The sequence below is a fragment of the Anaerosporobacter sp. genome (genome assembly GCF_965301125.1).
Window position 1 is genome coordinate 1 of sequence record NZ_CBDLAM010000074.1, and the last position, 17,447, is coordinate 17,447.

Here is a 17,447-nt window from a genome sequence, read left to right on the forward strand (position 1 = left end):
TGTTAACATCACACTATTACACTTCTTATTTTGATTCCCATCTTCCAGAAGCTCCACATGGCAATGTTAATCCATTAGAGCTAACCGGCAAACCAATCTCATCTGCATTCACAACACCGCCAAAGCGTGGTACCAATTCTGTACCCATCATATAAGCAAGTACCGCTGGTTGAAGTCCTGTAGTATAAGAATTAATTAAGAAAAATAAAGGTTTGTCCGATAAAACCTTTGCACATAGTTGTACAAAAGGATAAATCGATTCTTCAATCTTCCAAATCTCCCCCTTAGGTCCTCTACCATAGGAAGGCGGATCCATAATAATTGCATCATATGTGTTACCACGACGAATCTCACGTTCAACAAACTTCACACAATCATCAACGATATAACGAATTGGAGCATCACCAAGTCCAGATGACTTCGCATTTTCCTTTGCCCATGTAACCATACCTTTCGATGCGTCAACATGGGTAACACTTGCTCCAGCTGCTGCAGCGGATAACGTTGCTCCTCCTGTATACGCAAATAGATTTAACACTTTAATCGGACGTCCTGCTTTTCTTATTTTCTCAGAAAACCAATCCCAGTTTGTCGCCTGTTCCGGGAACACCCCTGTATGTTTAAAACTAAATGGTTGCAAATTGAAAGTTAAGCTCTTGTAATTGATTGTCCATTGTTTTGGCAGATCAAAGAACTCCCATTCACCACCACCTCGATTGCTTCTATGATAATGGCCATTCATTTTCTTCCAGCCCTTATGATTTCTAGGTGTATCCCATAGAACCTGTGGATCTGGTCTTACTAATAAATATTTCCCCCAACGTTCTAATTTTTCTCCTTTTGAAGTATCAATTACTTCATAATCCTTCCAACCATCTGCTAACCACATTGTATTTTACTCTCTTTCTTCTATATAAATAATGAAATCCTATTAGCGATTATACACGTTTTTCTGCACTAACACAAGATGTATACTAGTATAAGTCTTGTTACTATAGTATATTATACACACTTTATTCTTTTTTTCTCTTTCTTTAAGATTTTACTAAGCTTTCTAATTCCTTTTTAACTTGACGTTATAATAAAAATCTAATACACTATAATTGTAAAAAACATGTAACTAGATTCAAATCACTTACAAATGCATAAGTATTATGAACAGTTACTAAACAATTATAGAACACTATACATAATTGAGGGAGGTTACCAAGAATGGGTATATTAACAAGATTTAAAGATATTATGGCAAGTAATATTAACGCACTCCTTGACAAAGCAGAGGATCCTGAAAAGATGATTGACCAATGCTTACGTAATTTAAACAGTGATTTAGGAAAAGTTAAAGCTGAAACTGCTTCTATCATGGCAGAAGAACAACGTTCTAAACGTGACTTAGATGAATGCACAAGTGAAATCAACAAAATGCAAAACTTCGCAGTAAAAGCTCTTGAAGCAGGAAACGAAGATGATGCACGCAAATTCCTAGAGAAGAAGTCTACTTTAACTAACAAACAAGCAGGTCTACAAGAAGCTTATGATATAGCAAAAGCAAATGCAGCTCAAATGAGAGAGATGCACGACAAACTTGTAAACGATATCAACGAGTTAGAATCTCGTAAAGATATGATTAAAGGTAAGATGGCTGTTGCTAAAACACAAGAACGTATTAATAAAATTGGTTCTAGCGTTTCTAGTGCTAACAATTCTATATCTGCCTTTGACAGAATGGAAGAAAAAGCAAATAAGATGCTTGACTCCGCTAATGCTATGGCAGAATTAAATAAAGGTCCTAAAGATGACATTGCTGATTTAACTGCCAAATATTCTAGTTCATCAGCAGAAGTTGAGGATGAATTAGCAGCATTAAAAGCAAGCTTAGGTAAATAAATTATATAAAGGTGTTGTATAGTAACTTATTAGACTGCATTTTGCAATCATGACTGTTTCTTTACAACACCTTATTTAAAGTCAATAAAATATTAGGAGAAAATATTATGGTCGTTCAATACAAATGCCCTTGCTGTGGAGCAGATATGAAGTTCGACAGTAATACAGGGAAACTTTTGTGTGAAAGTTGCGAGTATACTAGTGATATTGATACAATGAAACGCAACGAAGAAGGAAATACCACCTCTTCCGAGGAATATTCCAATGCTACAAATTCAACTTCTTACGATTCTGAAGTTAATCAATATGTGTGTAACAACTGCGGTGCTGTATTAATTACAGAACCTGATACAACAGCAACTACTTGTAGCTTCTGTGGTGCTCCTGTAGTTCTTGCAGATCGATTATCAGGTGAATCCTCACCTTACTACATAATACCTTTTCAAATTAATAAGGAACAAGCGGTACAAGCTTTTAAAAAATGGTGCAAAAACGGTAGGCTTACACCAAAGGGTTTCATGACTGCTGATCGCATCAAAAGTATGACTGGATTATATGTTCCATTCTGGTTATACGACTTACATAGTAACGGTGAAATCAATGCCGCATGTACCCGAGTTAGAACCTTTGACCAAGGAGACTATATTGTTACTGAAACGCAACACTACAATGTATATAGAAGTGCAGATCTTAATTATCTCAAAATACCAGTAGATGCTTCAGAAAAAATGAATGATGAATTAATGGATAAATTAGAACCTTTTGATTACAGCAATTTAAAAGCTTTTAATATGCCTTACCTAGCAGGATATATCGCTGAAAAATACAATTATACAGATAAGGATTTATTCCCTCGTATTCAAAATCGTGTCGCCGAGTATGCTGAAACTTATTTACGTTCTAGCATAGCCGGCTATACTACCGTTAACGTATTCAACAAAAGAATTCACATAAACCCTCGGAATGCATATTACACACTACTACCGGTATGGTTAGTTGCTTACGATTATCAAGATTCAGAGCATGTTTTCGCCATGAACGGAGAAACAGGCAAAATCGTGGGTCGCCCTCCTCTAAGCAAAGGAAAAATTGCAGCTTGGTTTGGTGGTGTAACAGCTGCTAGTTTTGTTATCATTAAGATCATTGCATTATTAATGGGAGGTGGATTCTAATGAAATCAATAAGAAAACGTTTACTTCCATCTTTATTATTGATGATTTGTTTATTCTTAACCATAATGATTCCAGTTACTCAAGCTACTGCAGATAGTAAGGATACCCCCTATATTATAGATATTGCCAACATCTTAACCAATGACGAGGAATTAAATGATCTTGCTAATAAATATAGCCAAAAGCATGATACTTCTATTGTTATAGTTACAACCGATAATACCAGTGATTTATCTACAGAAAACTATGCGAGTATGTATTATCACACGTATATTCACGGACAGGATGGCTATAATGACGATTGTGTTCTTTTCCTTATTGATATGGATCATAGCGAAACCAATATCTATGCCTATGAAGATGCTGCCATTAGAATGGCCACAGAACGTTGCGATAAAATTCTTGATGTTGTAACTCCAAAACTTTCAAAAGAAGATTACGATAAAGCAGCGAAAACATTTATCAAAAAGACAAATACTTATCTAGGAACAGATCCTGATGTAAATCCAGATAACATCTTCTATAAGCTTTGGTTTCAAGTATTAATTTCCGTTATAATAGGTGCTACTACTGTAGGCATCATGATATTCAATTCAGGTGGTAGAGTAACAACTAATTCTTCTACTTACTTAGATCACAACAATTCTAGATTAACAGGTTCATTTGATCATTATATACGAACTACGACTAGACGAGTTAAAAAACCTGAAAATAACAATAATGGTGGGGGTAGTCATGGTGGCACTACTGGCGGCGGAAGTTCTTTTTCAAGTGGTAGTCAAAGAGGCTTTTAATATAAGCAATATGCTTATGCATATATGAAAAACAATATTTTTATAAAGGAGAACAATTTATGGGACTTTTCTCTAATCAATTTTCTAATGTAGTGGAATGGAATGAATTCCGCGAAGACATGATTTTCTACAAATGGTCTAATCAAGAAATAAAGAAAGGCAGCCGACTTGTTATTCGTCCAGGTCAAGATGCCATCTTCTTATACAATGGTAAAATAGAAGGTATCTTCACCGACGAAGGTGACTATGATATCGAATCACAAATCGTGCCTTTTCTTTCAACTTTAAAGGGATTTAAATTCGGCTTTAACAGCGGTATGCGTGCTGAAGTATTATTCATCAATACAAAAGAATTCCTTGTACGTTGGGGAACCGCAAATCCTATCAACATACCTACTCCTCAATTACCAGGTGGTATGCCAGTACGTGCGAATGGTACTTTTAGTTTTAAAATAAATGATTACATCAAATTAATCGATAAGATTGCAGGTGTTAGAAATTCTTACTTAGTAGAAGATGTAAAGTTACGTATTACATCAATACTTGACCAATTGTTAATTAAATGGATTGTTAAAGAAGGTAAGGATATGTTCAACCTTCAATCTATGTCTTTTGATATTGCTAAGGGAATTAAGGATGACTTAGATATGCAATTATTTGATAGTGGTATGACGATTACGAGCTTCCAGATCATAAGCTTTAACTATCCTGAAAGTATACAAAAGATGATTGAAAAAAACGCTTCACACAGCATGATTGGAAACATGAACACATACCAACAAGCTTCTATGGTTGATGGAATCTCTTCTGGTACTGTTCGTGGTGGCGGTGCTGCTTCTGATATGGCTGGCATGATGATGGGTATGAATATGGCAAATCAGATGATGCAGAATATAAATCAAGCAAACAATACGAACCAAACACCACCAAACACGTCCACTCCTAACACTTCCACAGCTAAACCAAACTTCTGCCCTAACTGCGGTCAAAAGACAGGGGAAGGTAACTTCTGTTCAAACTGTGGCCAAAAACTTATCTAATCTAATACTTGAACGTAAAAAAGCTGTCGCCATACTAACTAGGCGACAGCTTTTATTAAGTTAAGTTTTTTTAAACTAAACTATGTTACAATTATGCTTTGTTAACTGATCCGAAAAGTTCCATTTTTTCTTTAACAGTTGCTTTGATTGCTTCAAAACCTGGACCAAGTAATTTACGTGGGTCAAAACCTTTTCCCTCAAGATCTTTACCAGCTTCAATGTATTTACGAGTTGCTTCAGCGAAAGCTAATTGGCACTCAGTATTAACGTTGATTTTAGCAACTCCTAAAGAGATAGCTTTTTTAATCATATCTTCAGGAATTCCAGTACCACCGTGAAGAACTAAAGGCATGTCTCCAACTTGATCTTTAACTGCTGATAATGTCTCAAAGCTAAGACCAGCCCAGTTTTCTGGATATTTTCCATGAATATTACCGATACCAGCTGCTAACATAGTAACACCAAGATCAGCGATTTGTTTACACTCATTAGGATCTGCACACTCACCAGCTCCTACAACACCATCTTCTTCTCCACCAATAGAACCAACTTCTGCTTCTAATGATAAACCTTTTTCGTTACAGATTTTAACTAATTCAGTAGTTTTAGCGATGTTTTCTTCGATTGGATAGTGTGAACCATCGAACATAATTGAAGAGAATCCTGCTTCGATGCATTTTTCTGCACCTTCAAAACTACCATGATCTAAGTGTAATGCTACTGGTACAGTAATGTTAAGGTCTTGAAGTAAACCATTAACCATACCAACTACCGCATGATATCCACCCATATATTTACCAGCACCTTCAGATACACCAAGAATTACTGGTGAATTATTTTCTTGTGCTGTTAAAAGAATCGCTTTTGTCCATTCCAAATTGTTAATATTGAATTGTCCTACTGCATATTGTCCTGCTCTTGCTTTAGTAAGCATATCATTTGCTGCTACTAACATCGTCTCATCCTCCATATCTTTCATTATGAAATTAGTGCAACTACTAATAAAGTAGTTACAGTTTGTGTTAATTTTGTATTGTAGTTCGCTACTATTATAACGCATTTAATCAGAAAAAGGAACCTTTTATTGATAGTTTTTTCAATATTTGTTTAATATCCCATTATTCGGACGCTTCTACATCAATGCTTTGATCAAATGCATATACTACGTTCCCTGTGTAATCTACAATCGTTCGAACGCCTTCTCTTTGCGTTAGAATATACCTACTTCCTATCTGTTCAATCATCTCATAACATGGCGAATCATATACTTTTTCACCGTTAACATTATAGATATGTGACATTTCATCTAAGGCATAGTCTTCCGAATAATCTGTTATTACAAGGTTTCCATCAAGAACTTGAACAACTAGATTGGATCCTTCTGCTAACTTCTGATTTTTATAATACACATAAATTCTAGTCTCTTCATCTAATTCATTGGTTAAAAGGTAGAAACCGTGTAATGGAGATTGTAATTCAACAATTCCAAACTCACCAATGTTTAACTGGTATGTCTCTTTGCATTGATAATCATAAATTTCAAAACCATTAGATTTTTGATAAAACAAATCATGAGGAGTAAAATCTACCCCATATGGTTGAATATGTCCTTGGAATTCTTCTCCCTCTGTTGTTAATAGATGATTACCGTCTCTATCATAGTAGGCTACCACGTCATTATTTCTCGTTACATTATATATCGTGTCTTCTTTGTCCGTTACAATGCCATAATCATCATTTATCGTATCCCCATCTATTAAAACACCAGATTCATCATCCTCATCTACATCACTTGTTGTGGATTGGATCGTATTATCACTGACGTTTGACTTGCCTGTATTAGAAGATTCCGTAACACGATACAACCAATACTCAACCGATATGAATTTGTTAGGGTATTCTTCTTGATTAATACAACTAATTAATCCTCCATCCTTATCTAAGATTAATTGATACTTCCCAATCTGTGCTTCAATCATTTGACTATAATCATTATAGGATACTACAAAGAACTTCTGATCATCAACATCTTTTAATCTGCAATTGGCAATTACATTCTCTTTAGTAATAATAGGTTCACCATCTTCGTTATAGATGATGTCACCTTCTTCTATATCTGATGCAACAAAGTATGCACCATGGACCATACCATAACTGCTATCTATTGTTTTCACTGATTTACCACTTGCATCATAGATAGCTATTGGTTGCGTTCCATCATAAGAGACATTCCAGAGATTCTCGCCAACAAGGCTAACATAACTATTCGTTACATCAATTCCCTCTGCTAGAACATTCCCTTGCTCATTGTATATGGTCATACTAGTTGTATCCATCTCAGTATCAACTAAAAACGCTCCATAACAACCATTCGCGTATTTAACCAAAGAATTGTAATCCATTGGCACGATCCAAGTATCATTCTTCAAATCGTAAACACCATATGTGTACTGATCTGGTTCAACAACTGTAGCTCCATTTCTTTTATCATCATCTAATAAACCAATAATCACAGGCTTAGTTATATCAATGGCACCCATATCATTGTTTGGAAGTACGGCATTATCAAAGTATTTCTTCACCTTCATAGAAGAATCAAAGAAAACCACTTTACCAAATCCATAATCTAGATCATCTTCACCCACATAGTACCATTCATTTGGTTCCAACTCTAGATGTACTTCTTCTTTATCAGTTTCTGGTAAATTGTCTGCTTCTGATTCCGACAAAGTTTGTTCACCATTACCATCAGAATCATTGTTCATTTTGTTATTATTCTTACATGCTACAAACACGAACATAATTAGTACCAGTACTGGTATAATCTTTTTCACCCTAGCTCACCTCTTATTATATCTTAATTTAATGGTCTAATCTTTCAATTACATATCTTATTCCTCAACTTAAGACTAGCTTCTAACTAATCAGATTCATCAATTAAGTAATACATTATTATTATACCATATATAGAAAATATTAACTAGTGAGTAAAAAAGAAACAATACAAGAATAAATATATTACTGAAAACGTTCTAACTGCTTCTTTATATAGATACCCGTATAAGACTTATCGTTATTCGCAACTTCTTCCGGGGTACCAGTAGCTACCACTGTACCTCCCTTATCTCCACCTTCAGGTCCAATATCAATAATATAGTCAGCTGTCTTAATAACATCAAGATTATGCTCAATGACAACAACTGTGTTACCGCCATCCGATAGCCTTCTTAAAATATCGATTAACTTATGAACATCAGCAAAGTGTAAGCCAGTTGTTGGCTCATCTAAAATATAAATTGTCTTTCCTGTACTTCTCTTACTTAACTCTGTAGCAAGTTTAATTCTCTGTGCTTCACCACCTGATAATGTAGTAGATGGTTGTCCTAATTTAACATAGGATAACCCTACATCGTTAAGTGATTCTATTTTTCGTCTAATCGAAGGCATATTCTCAAAGAATTTCAATGCTTCTTCTACCGTCATATCAAGTACATCGTAAATACTCTTACCTTTGTACTTAACTTCAAGTGTTTCTCTATTATATCGCTTTCCATCACAAACTTCACAAGGTACATAGACATCTGGAAGGAAGTTCATTTCAATTTTCAAAATACCATCACCGCTACAGGCTTCACAACGACCACCTTTTACATTGAAACTAAATCTCCCTTTCTTATATCCTTTTGCTTTTGCATCTGGCGTTGTTGCAAAGAGATCACGGATTTGATCAAAAACCCCTGTATAAGTTGCTGGATTTGAACGTGGAGTACGTCCAATTGGGGATTGGTCTATATCAATAACCTTATCAAGCTTGTCAACTCCAATAATATCTGTGTGTTTACCGGGTATACAACGAGCACGATTAAGATCTCTAGCAAGGCGTTTATATAATATTTCGTTAACTAAGGAACTCTTACCAGAACCAGATACACCAGTTACACAAGTCATAATACCTAAAGGAATATCTACATTCACATTCTTTAAATTATTCTCTTTTGCACCTTTTATCTTAATATAATCAGTTGGTTTTCTTCTTTCTTTTGGTACAGGTATTTGAATCTTACCACTTAGATAAGCACCAGTAATAGAATCTGGATTGGCCATGATTTCCTCTGCTGTTCCTTCTGCAACTACTCTACCACCATGTTCACCTGCACCAGGACCGATATCAACTATATGATCTGCTGCGAACATCGTATCTTCGTCATGTTCAACTACGATTAGAGTATTACCTAAATCCTTCAAGTTGCATAGTGTGCGTAATAATTTATCATTATCCCTTTGATGCAAACCAATACTTGGTTCATCTAGAATATATGCAACACCTACTAATCCTGATCCAATCTGCGTAGCAAGACGGATACGTTGTGCTTCACCACCTGATAACGTTCCAGTTGCACGAGCTAAGGATAAGTAATCTAGACCTACATCAATTAAAAAACCTAAACGTGCACGAATTTCCTTTAAAATTAACTGGCCAATCTTTAACTGCATAGAAGTTAATTCAAGATTATTCATAAAATCAAACAAATCTCTAATTGAATACTCTGTAAGATCAGCAATATTCTTATCCCCGACAGTTACTGCAAGGGATTCTTTCTTAAGTCGTTTACCGCCACAACACTTACATGGGGTTGTTCTCATGAATGTTTCATATTCTTGCTTACTGGACTCAGATCCAGTTTCACGATATCTACGTTCTACGTTCTTAATCAACCCTTCGAACGCAACATCATACACACCTTCTCCACGTTGTCCCTTATAATACACCTTAACGGATTTCCCATTGGTTCCGTAGATCAACATATTTCTAATATCTTCAGGTAAATCTTCGTATGGTGTATCTAAGCTGAACTTATATTCTTTGGCTAATGCTTGTAAAATTGCATTTGTATAAGAGCTCGGATCAGTTGCTGATTGCCATCCCAAAACAACAATAGCTCCCTGCGAAATACTTAACTTCTTATCTGGTATCATTAAATCTTCATCAAATTCCATCTTAATACCAATACCATAACATTCTGGGCAAGCACCAAAAGGATTGTTGAACGAAAAGTTTCTTGGTTCAATTTCATCGATACTGATACCACAATCAGAACAAGCAAAGTTCTGGCTAAAATTCAACTGTTCACCATCAATAAGATCTACAATCAATAAGCCGTCTGCGAGTTTGAGCACACTTTCAATGGAATCCGATAAACGTTTTTCAATTCCTTCCTTCACTACAAGACGGTCTACAATAATCTCAATGTTATGTTTCTTATTCTTGTCTAATTTAATCTCTTCATTTAATTCATACAAAGAACCATCTACCATTACACGTACATAACCACTTTTCTTTGCTTGTTCAAATAATTTGACATGTTCTCCTTTACGGCCACGCACTACTGGTGCAAGAAGTTGAATCTTCGTACGCTCCGGTAATTTCATAATCTCGTCAACCATCTGGTCAACTGATTGTTTCTTAATCTCCTTACCACATTTAGGGCAATGCGGGATACCGATACGCGCATAGAGAAGTCGATAGTAATCGTAGATCTCAGTTACTGTTCCTACTGTAGAACGTGGATTTCGATTTGTTGATTTTTGATCGATTGATATTGCAGGTGGTAACCCTTCAATACTCTCAACGTTGGGCTTTTCCATCTGTCCAAGAAATTGCCTTGCATAAGAGGATAGCGATTCCATATATCTTCTCTGACCCTCTGCATAGATGGTATCAAACGCAAGTGAAGACTTACCTGAACCACTTAATCCAGTTAATACTACAAACTCATCTCTTGGTATATCTAAACTAATATCTTTTAAATTATGTTCCTTTGCACCACGTATCTTAATATATTTTTTATGATCTTTCTCTTCTTTTATCATGTTAATACACATGCTCCCTCTATAATCTAGCAAACTAGCTAGCCAATCTCATTTAAATGTTTCTTTAATTCAAGTAGTTTATCTCTAAGCTGTGCTGCCATCTCAAAGTTAAGCTCGGCAGCCGCTGTATGCATCTCTTTCGTAATCTTCTTAATTACTGCTTCTAATTCTTTCTTAGACATAGACTCATAATCTTTTTCCATGTCATACATTTCTTTATTAACTTTCTTAGAGATACTGATTAACTCACGTACCTTCTTGTTAATAGTTGTTGGTGTAATACCGTGTTCTTCATTATATTTCTGTTGAATCTCTCGACGACGGTTTGTCTCCGATATCGCTCTAGACATTGAATCCGTTATCTTATCAGCATACATAATTACATGACCATCTGCATTACGGGCGGCACGTCCTACCGTCTGAATTAATGATGTTTCAGAACGAAGGAACCCTTCTTTATCTGCGTCTAATATTGCTACTAATGTGATTTCTGGAATATCAAGCCCTTCTCGTAATAAGTTGATACCAACTAAAACATCAAATACATCTAGTCTCATATCACGGATAATCTCTGACCGTTCAAGTGTGTCGATATCCGAGTGAAGATATTTTACTCGGATACCAACCTCACGCATATAGTCTGTCAAATCTTCTGCCATACGCTTGGTTAATGTAGTTACAAGAATTTTATTCTTCTTTGCAATCTCTTTATTTACCTCTCCAATCAAATCATCAATCTGACCTTCAACAGGCTTAACTTCAATGGTTGGATCCAGTAATCCCGTAGGACGAATAATTTGTTCTGTACGTAATAATTCATGTTCTTTCTCGTAAACATTCGGAGTCGCTGAAACAAACATCATCTGATTAATCTTATTTTCAAACTCCTGAAAGTTAAGTGGTCGGTTATCAAGTGCAGATGGTAAACGGAACCCATAATTAACTAAAGTTTCTTTACGCGCCCTATCACCTGAATACATACCGCGTACCTGAGGTATGGTAATATGTGACTCATCTACAATAATTAAGAAGTCATCCGGAAAATAATCCATTAAGGTATATGGTGTACTTCCAGGCTCTTGTCCCGACATTGGTCCAGAATAATTCTCAATACCAGAACAGAATCCCGTTTCACGAAGCATCTCAATATCAAAGTTTGTACGTTCTGATATTCTTTGAGCTTCAAGAAGTTTACCTTCTCTCTTAAAGTATAATACCCTCTCTTCCAACTCGTCCTCTATTTTCTTTATTGCTTCATTTAATTTATCTGGTGGAACAACATAATGGGATGCAGGGAACATAACAACATGTTCTAGTTCGCACTTCACTTCACCAGTTAATACATCGATCTCTGTGATACGATCAATCTCGTCACCAAAGAATTCGACACGTACAGCTGTATCCGTAGCTGATACAGGAATTATCTCTACAACATCACCACGAACACGAAAACTACCACGCTTAAAGTCCATGTCATTTCGCGTATATTGAATATCTACTAATCTTCTTAGAATTTCATCACGATCTTTAATCATTCCTGGCCGTAATGACAATGTCATATTCTGATAATCAACTGGCGCTCCTAATCCGTAGATACAAGATACACTGGCAACGATGATAACATCTCTTCGTTCCGTTAACGCTGCTGTGGCAGAATGTCGTAATTTATCTATCTCATCATTAATCGCAGAATCTTTCTCGATAAATGTATCTGTTGATGGTACATATGCTTCTGGTTGGTAATAATCGTAATAACTAACAAAATACTCTACTGCATTCTCTGGAAAGAACTCTTTGAACTCTCCATATAATTGTGCAGCTAACGTTTTATTATGTGCAATTATAAGTGTTGGTTTATTTAATGCTTGTATTACATTCGCCATGGTAAATGTCTTACCAGAACCTGTAACTCCAAGCAAGGTTTGAAATTGATTTCCCTCTTCAAAGCCTTTAACCAAATCACGTATCGCCTCTGGCTGATCTCCCGTAGGATCAAACTCCGATACTAATTTAAATCTATCCATGGCCGCTTCCTTTCTTTTAACCGTTCGTTTCCTTTGGTGCCAATTATATCATATACATTTCCTAAAATCAACATATTTTCGAATGTCTGTTCTGTTTTAAGGGATTAATAACTTTATCTTAATAATATTAACAGATAAAATAACTTCATACACAATTAGCCTTACAAAGGCTATAATCCTTTTGCTCCTCAATTAGAAAATCCCAAGAAGTGAAAGCCTAAGGAGTACATTTTATACCCACCATAGGAACTTAACTTCTTGGGATCATTCTAACTATTTATTTCAATATCTCGCTTGTACTTGTGTACCAATAAAGTAGACAAGCAAAACTCTTAGTATGTCGCTAAGAAGCTATGAAAACGTAAACAGAGTTTTGCTGCCACTAAGTCTATTTGCTACTTTTCTCATTGATAATCTTAATTGCTTCTTGTAATTGATTATCTTCTGATTTTTCTATTGTAACTTTATTCTGTAGCGCTTCCTTTAATTCTACAACTACATCTGGTTCTATACCGATTTCATGGATATTGCGACCTTTTGGTGCGTAGTATTTTGATACTGTTATCTTAACTCCACTACCATCTGGTAGAGGAATTACTGATTGAACAATACCTTTACCAAAACTTGTTGTTCCAAGAATTGTTCCAATGCCGTAATCTTGAATTGCTCCAGCAAACACTTCGGAAGCACTTGCACTATTACCATTAATCATAACAACAAGCGGCTTATCAAAAGATTCTTTGGCTGTTGATTTCACCTCTTCTGTACGCGTACCGTTCTTATCCTCAGTGTATACAATTAACCCTTCTGGTAACATACGGTCTAACATATCACAAACGGTATCAAGCAACCCACCTGGATTATTCCTTAAATCAATTACCAATCCTTTCATTCCTTGGTCTTCAAGGTCAGATATGGCATCTCTAAACTGCGTTCCTGTAACTTCATCAAACTCACTAATCTGTATATAGCCAACCTTACCTTCTAACATCTCATAAGATATAGTCGGAACTTCAACCTTACGTCTTTCGATTGTTAACTTAATTGGTTCACTTTCACCCTTACGAACAATCTCAACATCAACTGTCGTTCCTTCTTCACCTTTCATTTTACTAACAACTTCCGAAAGGTCTTTCCCTGTCACCTCTTCACCAGCAACTTTGTAGATAATATCTCCTGGTAAAACTCCTGCCTCATAAGCAGGTCCTCCTTCAAAAGGCTTCACAATTGTTACTTCTCCAGTTTTGACATCTTGACTAACATAAGCTCCAATACCATAATAACTTCCTGATGAAGATTCCATTAAATCGTCAAACTCTTTCTTGGTATAATATACAGAATATGGATCTTCCAAACTACTAACCAAACCTTTATATAGACCTTCTGCCATCTTTTCTTCATCAATATCATTCAAATAATACTTATCTATAATTGATTTTATCCGATTAATTTTTGACTTAACTGTTTTACTCGCTAAAAAATCATCAGAATCGGTTTCTGAAGTTATATTCGCACTTCCATTACCGCCTTCGGCACTCAATGTAGAATTGACCTTATGATAACCAGCAAACACAATAGTAAATAAAAGTGTTGAAACCAACAATCCAACTAGCATACCTTGAAAAAAACGCTTTTTCATAAATGTTGCCATATCCTTTCTTTGTCTGTTTACAATGCAATTACTTTAAAAAATTATATCTCCACTATAGTTCTCTACCAAAATCATTATATTTTAGTTTACGTAATTTAGTGGATCCTTATAACTTCCATTAACAGATACCCCAAAATGTAGATGAGGGCCTGTTGATATTCCCGTAGAACCCACTAATGCAATTTGCTCTCCTCTACTAACTGTCTGCCCTACAGATACCAATAGCTGAGAACAATGCATATACACTGTGTATACACTATTACCATGATTAATCATAATATAATTACCAGCACCGGCACTATATGAAGCAGTAACAACGGTTCCTGACTGTGCAGCTACAATGGAAGTCCCCGTAGGAGCTCCAATATCTATACCTTGATGGTATGTACTGGCACCGCTTGTTGGCTGACCACGATAGCCAAAGTAAGAGGTAATTTTTTTGCTCGCAGGTACTGGCCATGTAAACCCTCCCTGTGTATTAGAGTTCGATGAATTAGAGTTCGATGAATTAGAGTTCGATGAATTACCGGATGAGTTATTATTGCTTGAATTCCCTGAATTGTTACTCTGCTCTTGTTTCTTCTTCTCCTCCTCTTCCTTTCTTCTCCTCTCTTCTTCCTCTTTCTTACGTTTCTCTTCTTCTTCGATTCTTTTTCTTTCTTCTTCAAGGAGCTTTTCTATTAATGCTTCCTGTTCTGCAATTGCATTAGAATAATTAGAAACCATTGACTCTGATTGTTGAATATTAGCGTTATACTTCGCTAATTCTTCTGATTTTTTATCTACAAGGTCTTCTACCGTCTGTTTTTCGTAATTAACCTCTTCCGTTAACTCCTCTAACTCAACAATTTTATTTTCAATATCTTTCTTCGTTAATTCTATCTGCTTCTTTGTTTCTTGATAATTTGATAACATCGTGCGATCGTATTGCATAATTTTCTCTATATATTCCGCACGGTTTAACATGTCTGACATGTCAGCAGATCCAAGAATAATTTCTATGTAGTTGGTATTACCATTCTCATACATATACTTTATTCTTTTCTTCATTGTCTCATACTGATTTTTTTCAGTTTTCTTAGCTTCTTTCAGATTTTTTTTCGTTTCGTCTAAATCTACATTCGCTTCTTCTATCTGTTGATTTAAATCCGTAATCTCTTCATTTAGGTCATTTAATTGTACATCCATCTTTTCGATGTATGAAACGATATTACCTTTTTCCTTCTCTAGCTCTTTTATCTTAGCTTCTGTTTCTTCTTTCTTTTTCTCCAAATCACTCTTCTGTGACTTAGCATCATTAATCTCTGAAGCAAAGATGGTATATACAGAAGTGAAGGTTAATATTGACACAAGCATTAATATACCAAATCGTCGCATCCGCTTCTTTCTTCTCATATTTTAACCATACCTTTCTATACTCGTAAATGTTTTCTCACAGTAATCACACTTCCAATTAAACCGATTCCCACTCCAATTCCAAGTGATAATGGTATTAATGTTGAAAAGACATGATTTACATTCAAGAAATGTAAGATATTCGATAAGATACTAAACTTCTGACCAATATACGTAATTGCTTGATTGTAGATGAAATATAGTAAAATCAAAGGGAGTACTGCCCCTGTTAAGCCAATAATAATTCCTTCAACAATGAAAGGAGACCGTACAAAATAGTCTGTTGCTCCTATCAATTTCATTATAGATATCTCTTCTTTACGTACGGATATACCCATAGTAATAGTTGTATTGATCAAGAAAATCGCAACCGCTAACAACAATATAATAATTGCTCCTGATACATATCCAAGTAAGACATTAAAATCACTCAATCCCTTTGCAAGTTTATCCGAGTTGTTAACCTTACGTACCCCATCTAGCCCCTTAACATACTCAACAAACTCCGGTTGAGCAGCTACTTCATTAAGATAAACTACATAGGAGGCAGAATCTTCTAACGGATTGTCATCTGCAAATGTATCAATTAATTCCTGCTCATCTGCAAATGTATCTTTCTTATACTTTTCCCACGCATCATCTGCTGATATGTATTCCAATGTAGCAACTTCACTGCGCTGTTTGATTTGATCGCCAATCTCTTCAATCTCGTCTTCAGTTATACCCTCCTTAAAGAAGATAGATATGCCAACTGATTTCTCTTCGATTTTAACCGTGTATCTAAAATTTGCTAATATGAAATAAAATATACCAAACAGGAATAAACACGCTGCTATAGTTCCTATAGAAGCCAGAGAAAACATTCTGTTTCGGCGAATATTCTTTAATCCCTGTTTAATACTATATATAATTGAACTAATTTTCATTTGAATAACCACCCTTTTGTTCGTCACTGACTAATATACCTTTGCTCATTGTTATAACTCGTTTTTGCATAGCATCCACAATTTCAACATTATGTGTAACGACAACTACTGTCGTACCTCTTTTATTGATTTCATCTAACAAGGACATAATTTCCCAGGAATTCTTAGGATCTAGATTTCCTGTAGGTTCATCAGCTAATAGTATAAGTGGATTATTCACAAGTGCTCTTGCTAATGCAACTCTTTGTTGCTCTCCACCAGATAATTCCTTCGGATAGGCTTCTAACTTATCAGAAAGTCCAACAAGTGATAACATTGCTGGCACATTACGCTGAATCGTACGCATTGGTTTTTCAATAACTCGCTGTGCAAAAGCAACATTCTCAAATACATTACGATCCTTTAACAAACGGAAATCTTGAAAAACAATTCCAAGGTTTCGTCTAAACTTAGGTACTCCTCTTCTTTTAAGCCTCGTTATATCTTTTCCACCTACATAAATCTTACCTGATGTGGGTTCAATCTCTTTTAACAATAGTTTAATTAAGGTCGATTTCCCCGAACCACTACTACCAACAATAAAAACGAACTCGCCTTTTCTTATTTTCAAGCTAACATCTTTTACTGCATCTATATCATTCTGATACGATTTTGATACATTCTCTAATACAATAATAGGAGGTTCGA

13 protein-coding genes are annotated in these 17,447 nt (G+C 35.5%); 4 read left to right on the forward strand and 9 right to left on the reverse strand.

What is annotated here, in order from left to right; all coding sequences use genetic code 11:
• Window positions 1-25: 25 nt before the first annotated feature.
• Window positions 26-889, reverse strand: a complete 864-nt coding sequence (locus tag ACW2QF_RS09860) for a class I SAM-dependent methyltransferase (RefSeq protein WP_455715831.1) — start codon at window positions 887-889, stop codon at window positions 26-28.
• A gap of 323 nt (window positions 890-1,212) precedes the next feature.
• On the opposite strand from ACW2QF_RS09860, the gene ACW2QF_RS09865 reads away from it, so the two are divergent.
• From ACW2QF_RS09865 to ACW2QF_RS09880, 4 genes are all read left to right on the forward strand, one after another.
• Entirely contained in the window at window positions 1,213-1,887 is a 675-nt protein-coding gene (locus ACW2QF_RS09865) for a PspA/IM30 family protein (RefSeq protein WP_455715832.1), read from the forward strand.
• A gap of 107 nt (window positions 1,888-1,994) precedes the next feature.
• Window positions 1,995-3,059 carry a hypothetical protein gene (locus tag ACW2QF_RS09870; protein ID WP_455715833.1) on the forward strand — a complete coding sequence of 355 codons (1,065 nt, stop codon included), beginning with the start codon at window positions 1,995-1,997 and terminating at the stop codon, window positions 3,057-3,059.
• Complete coding sequence (locus ACW2QF_RS09875) at window positions 3,059-3,853, forward strand: TPM domain-containing protein (RefSeq protein ID WP_455715834.1); 795 nt, start codon at window positions 3,059-3,061, stop codon at window positions 3,851-3,853. The genes ACW2QF_RS09870 and ACW2QF_RS09875 overlap by 1 nt, the downstream gene beginning before the upstream one ends.
• Window positions 3,854-3,912: 59 nt before the next feature.
• Window positions 3,913-4,893 carry an SPFH domain-containing protein gene (locus tag ACW2QF_RS09880; protein ID WP_455715835.1) on the forward strand — a complete coding sequence of 327 codons (981 nt, stop codon included), beginning with the start codon at window positions 3,913-3,915 and terminating at the stop codon, window positions 4,891-4,893.
• 91 nt (window positions 4,894-4,984) lie between these two features.
• On the opposite strand, the gene fba is transcribed toward ACW2QF_RS09880, so the two are convergent.
• The 8 genes from fba to ftsE all read right to left on the reverse strand — a co-directional run bounded on the left by fba (window position 4,985) and on the right by ftsE (window position 17,436).
• Window positions 4,985-5,848, reverse strand: a complete 864-nt coding sequence (gene fba, locus ACW2QF_RS09885; protein ID WP_455715836.1) for a class II fructose-1,6-bisphosphate aldolase — start codon at window positions 5,846-5,848, stop codon at window positions 4,985-4,987.
• Between the two features lie 163 nt (window positions 5,849-6,011).
• Window positions 6,012-7,727, reverse strand: coding sequence for a hypothetical protein (locus ACW2QF_RS09890; RefSeq protein ID WP_455715837.1), 1,716 nt, complete (start codon window positions 7,725-7,727; stop codon window positions 6,012-6,014).
• A gap of 184 nt (window positions 7,728-7,911) precedes the next feature.
• Window positions 7,912-10,764: an excinuclease ABC subunit UvrA gene (gene uvrA / locus ACW2QF_RS09895; RefSeq protein ID WP_455715838.1), complete on the reverse strand. Its 2,853-nt coding sequence runs from the start codon at window positions 10,762-10,764 to the stop codon at window positions 7,912-7,914.
• Window positions 10,765-10,802: 38 nt separating this feature from the next.
• Window positions 10,803-12,788 carry an excinuclease ABC subunit UvrB gene (gene uvrB, locus ACW2QF_RS09900; RefSeq protein ID WP_455715839.1) on the reverse strand — a complete coding sequence of 662 codons (1,986 nt, stop codon included), beginning with the start codon at window positions 12,786-12,788 and terminating at the stop codon, window positions 10,803-10,805.
• A gap of 388 nt (window positions 12,789-13,176) precedes the next feature.
• Window positions 13,177-14,427 carry a S41 family peptidase gene (locus ACW2QF_RS09905; protein WP_455715840.1) on the reverse strand — a complete coding sequence of 417 codons (1,251 nt, stop codon included), beginning with the start codon at window positions 14,425-14,427 and terminating at the stop codon, window positions 13,177-13,179.
• A 93-nt stretch (window positions 14,428-14,520) separates the two neighbouring features.
• On the reverse strand, window positions 14,521-15,834 hold the full coding sequence (locus tag ACW2QF_RS09910) for a murein hydrolase activator EnvC family protein (RefSeq protein WP_455715841.1): 1,314 nt from the start codon (window positions 15,832-15,834) through the stop codon (window positions 14,521-14,523).
• A 17-nt stretch (window positions 15,835-15,851) separates the two neighbouring features.
• On the reverse strand, window positions 15,852-16,760 hold the full coding sequence (ftsX, locus tag ACW2QF_RS09915; RefSeq protein ID WP_455715842.1) for a permease-like cell division protein FtsX: 909 nt from the start codon (window positions 16,758-16,760) through the stop codon (window positions 15,852-15,854).
• The gene (gene ftsE / locus ACW2QF_RS09920; protein WP_455715843.1) at window positions 16,750-17,436 is read right to left on the reverse strand and encodes a cell division ATP-binding protein FtsE; all 687 of its coding nucleotides are present in this window, start codon (window positions 17,434-17,436) and stop codon (window positions 16,750-16,752) included. The genes ftsX and ftsE overlap by 11 nt, the downstream gene beginning before the upstream one ends.
• Window positions 17,437-17,447 lie beyond the last annotated feature (11 nt).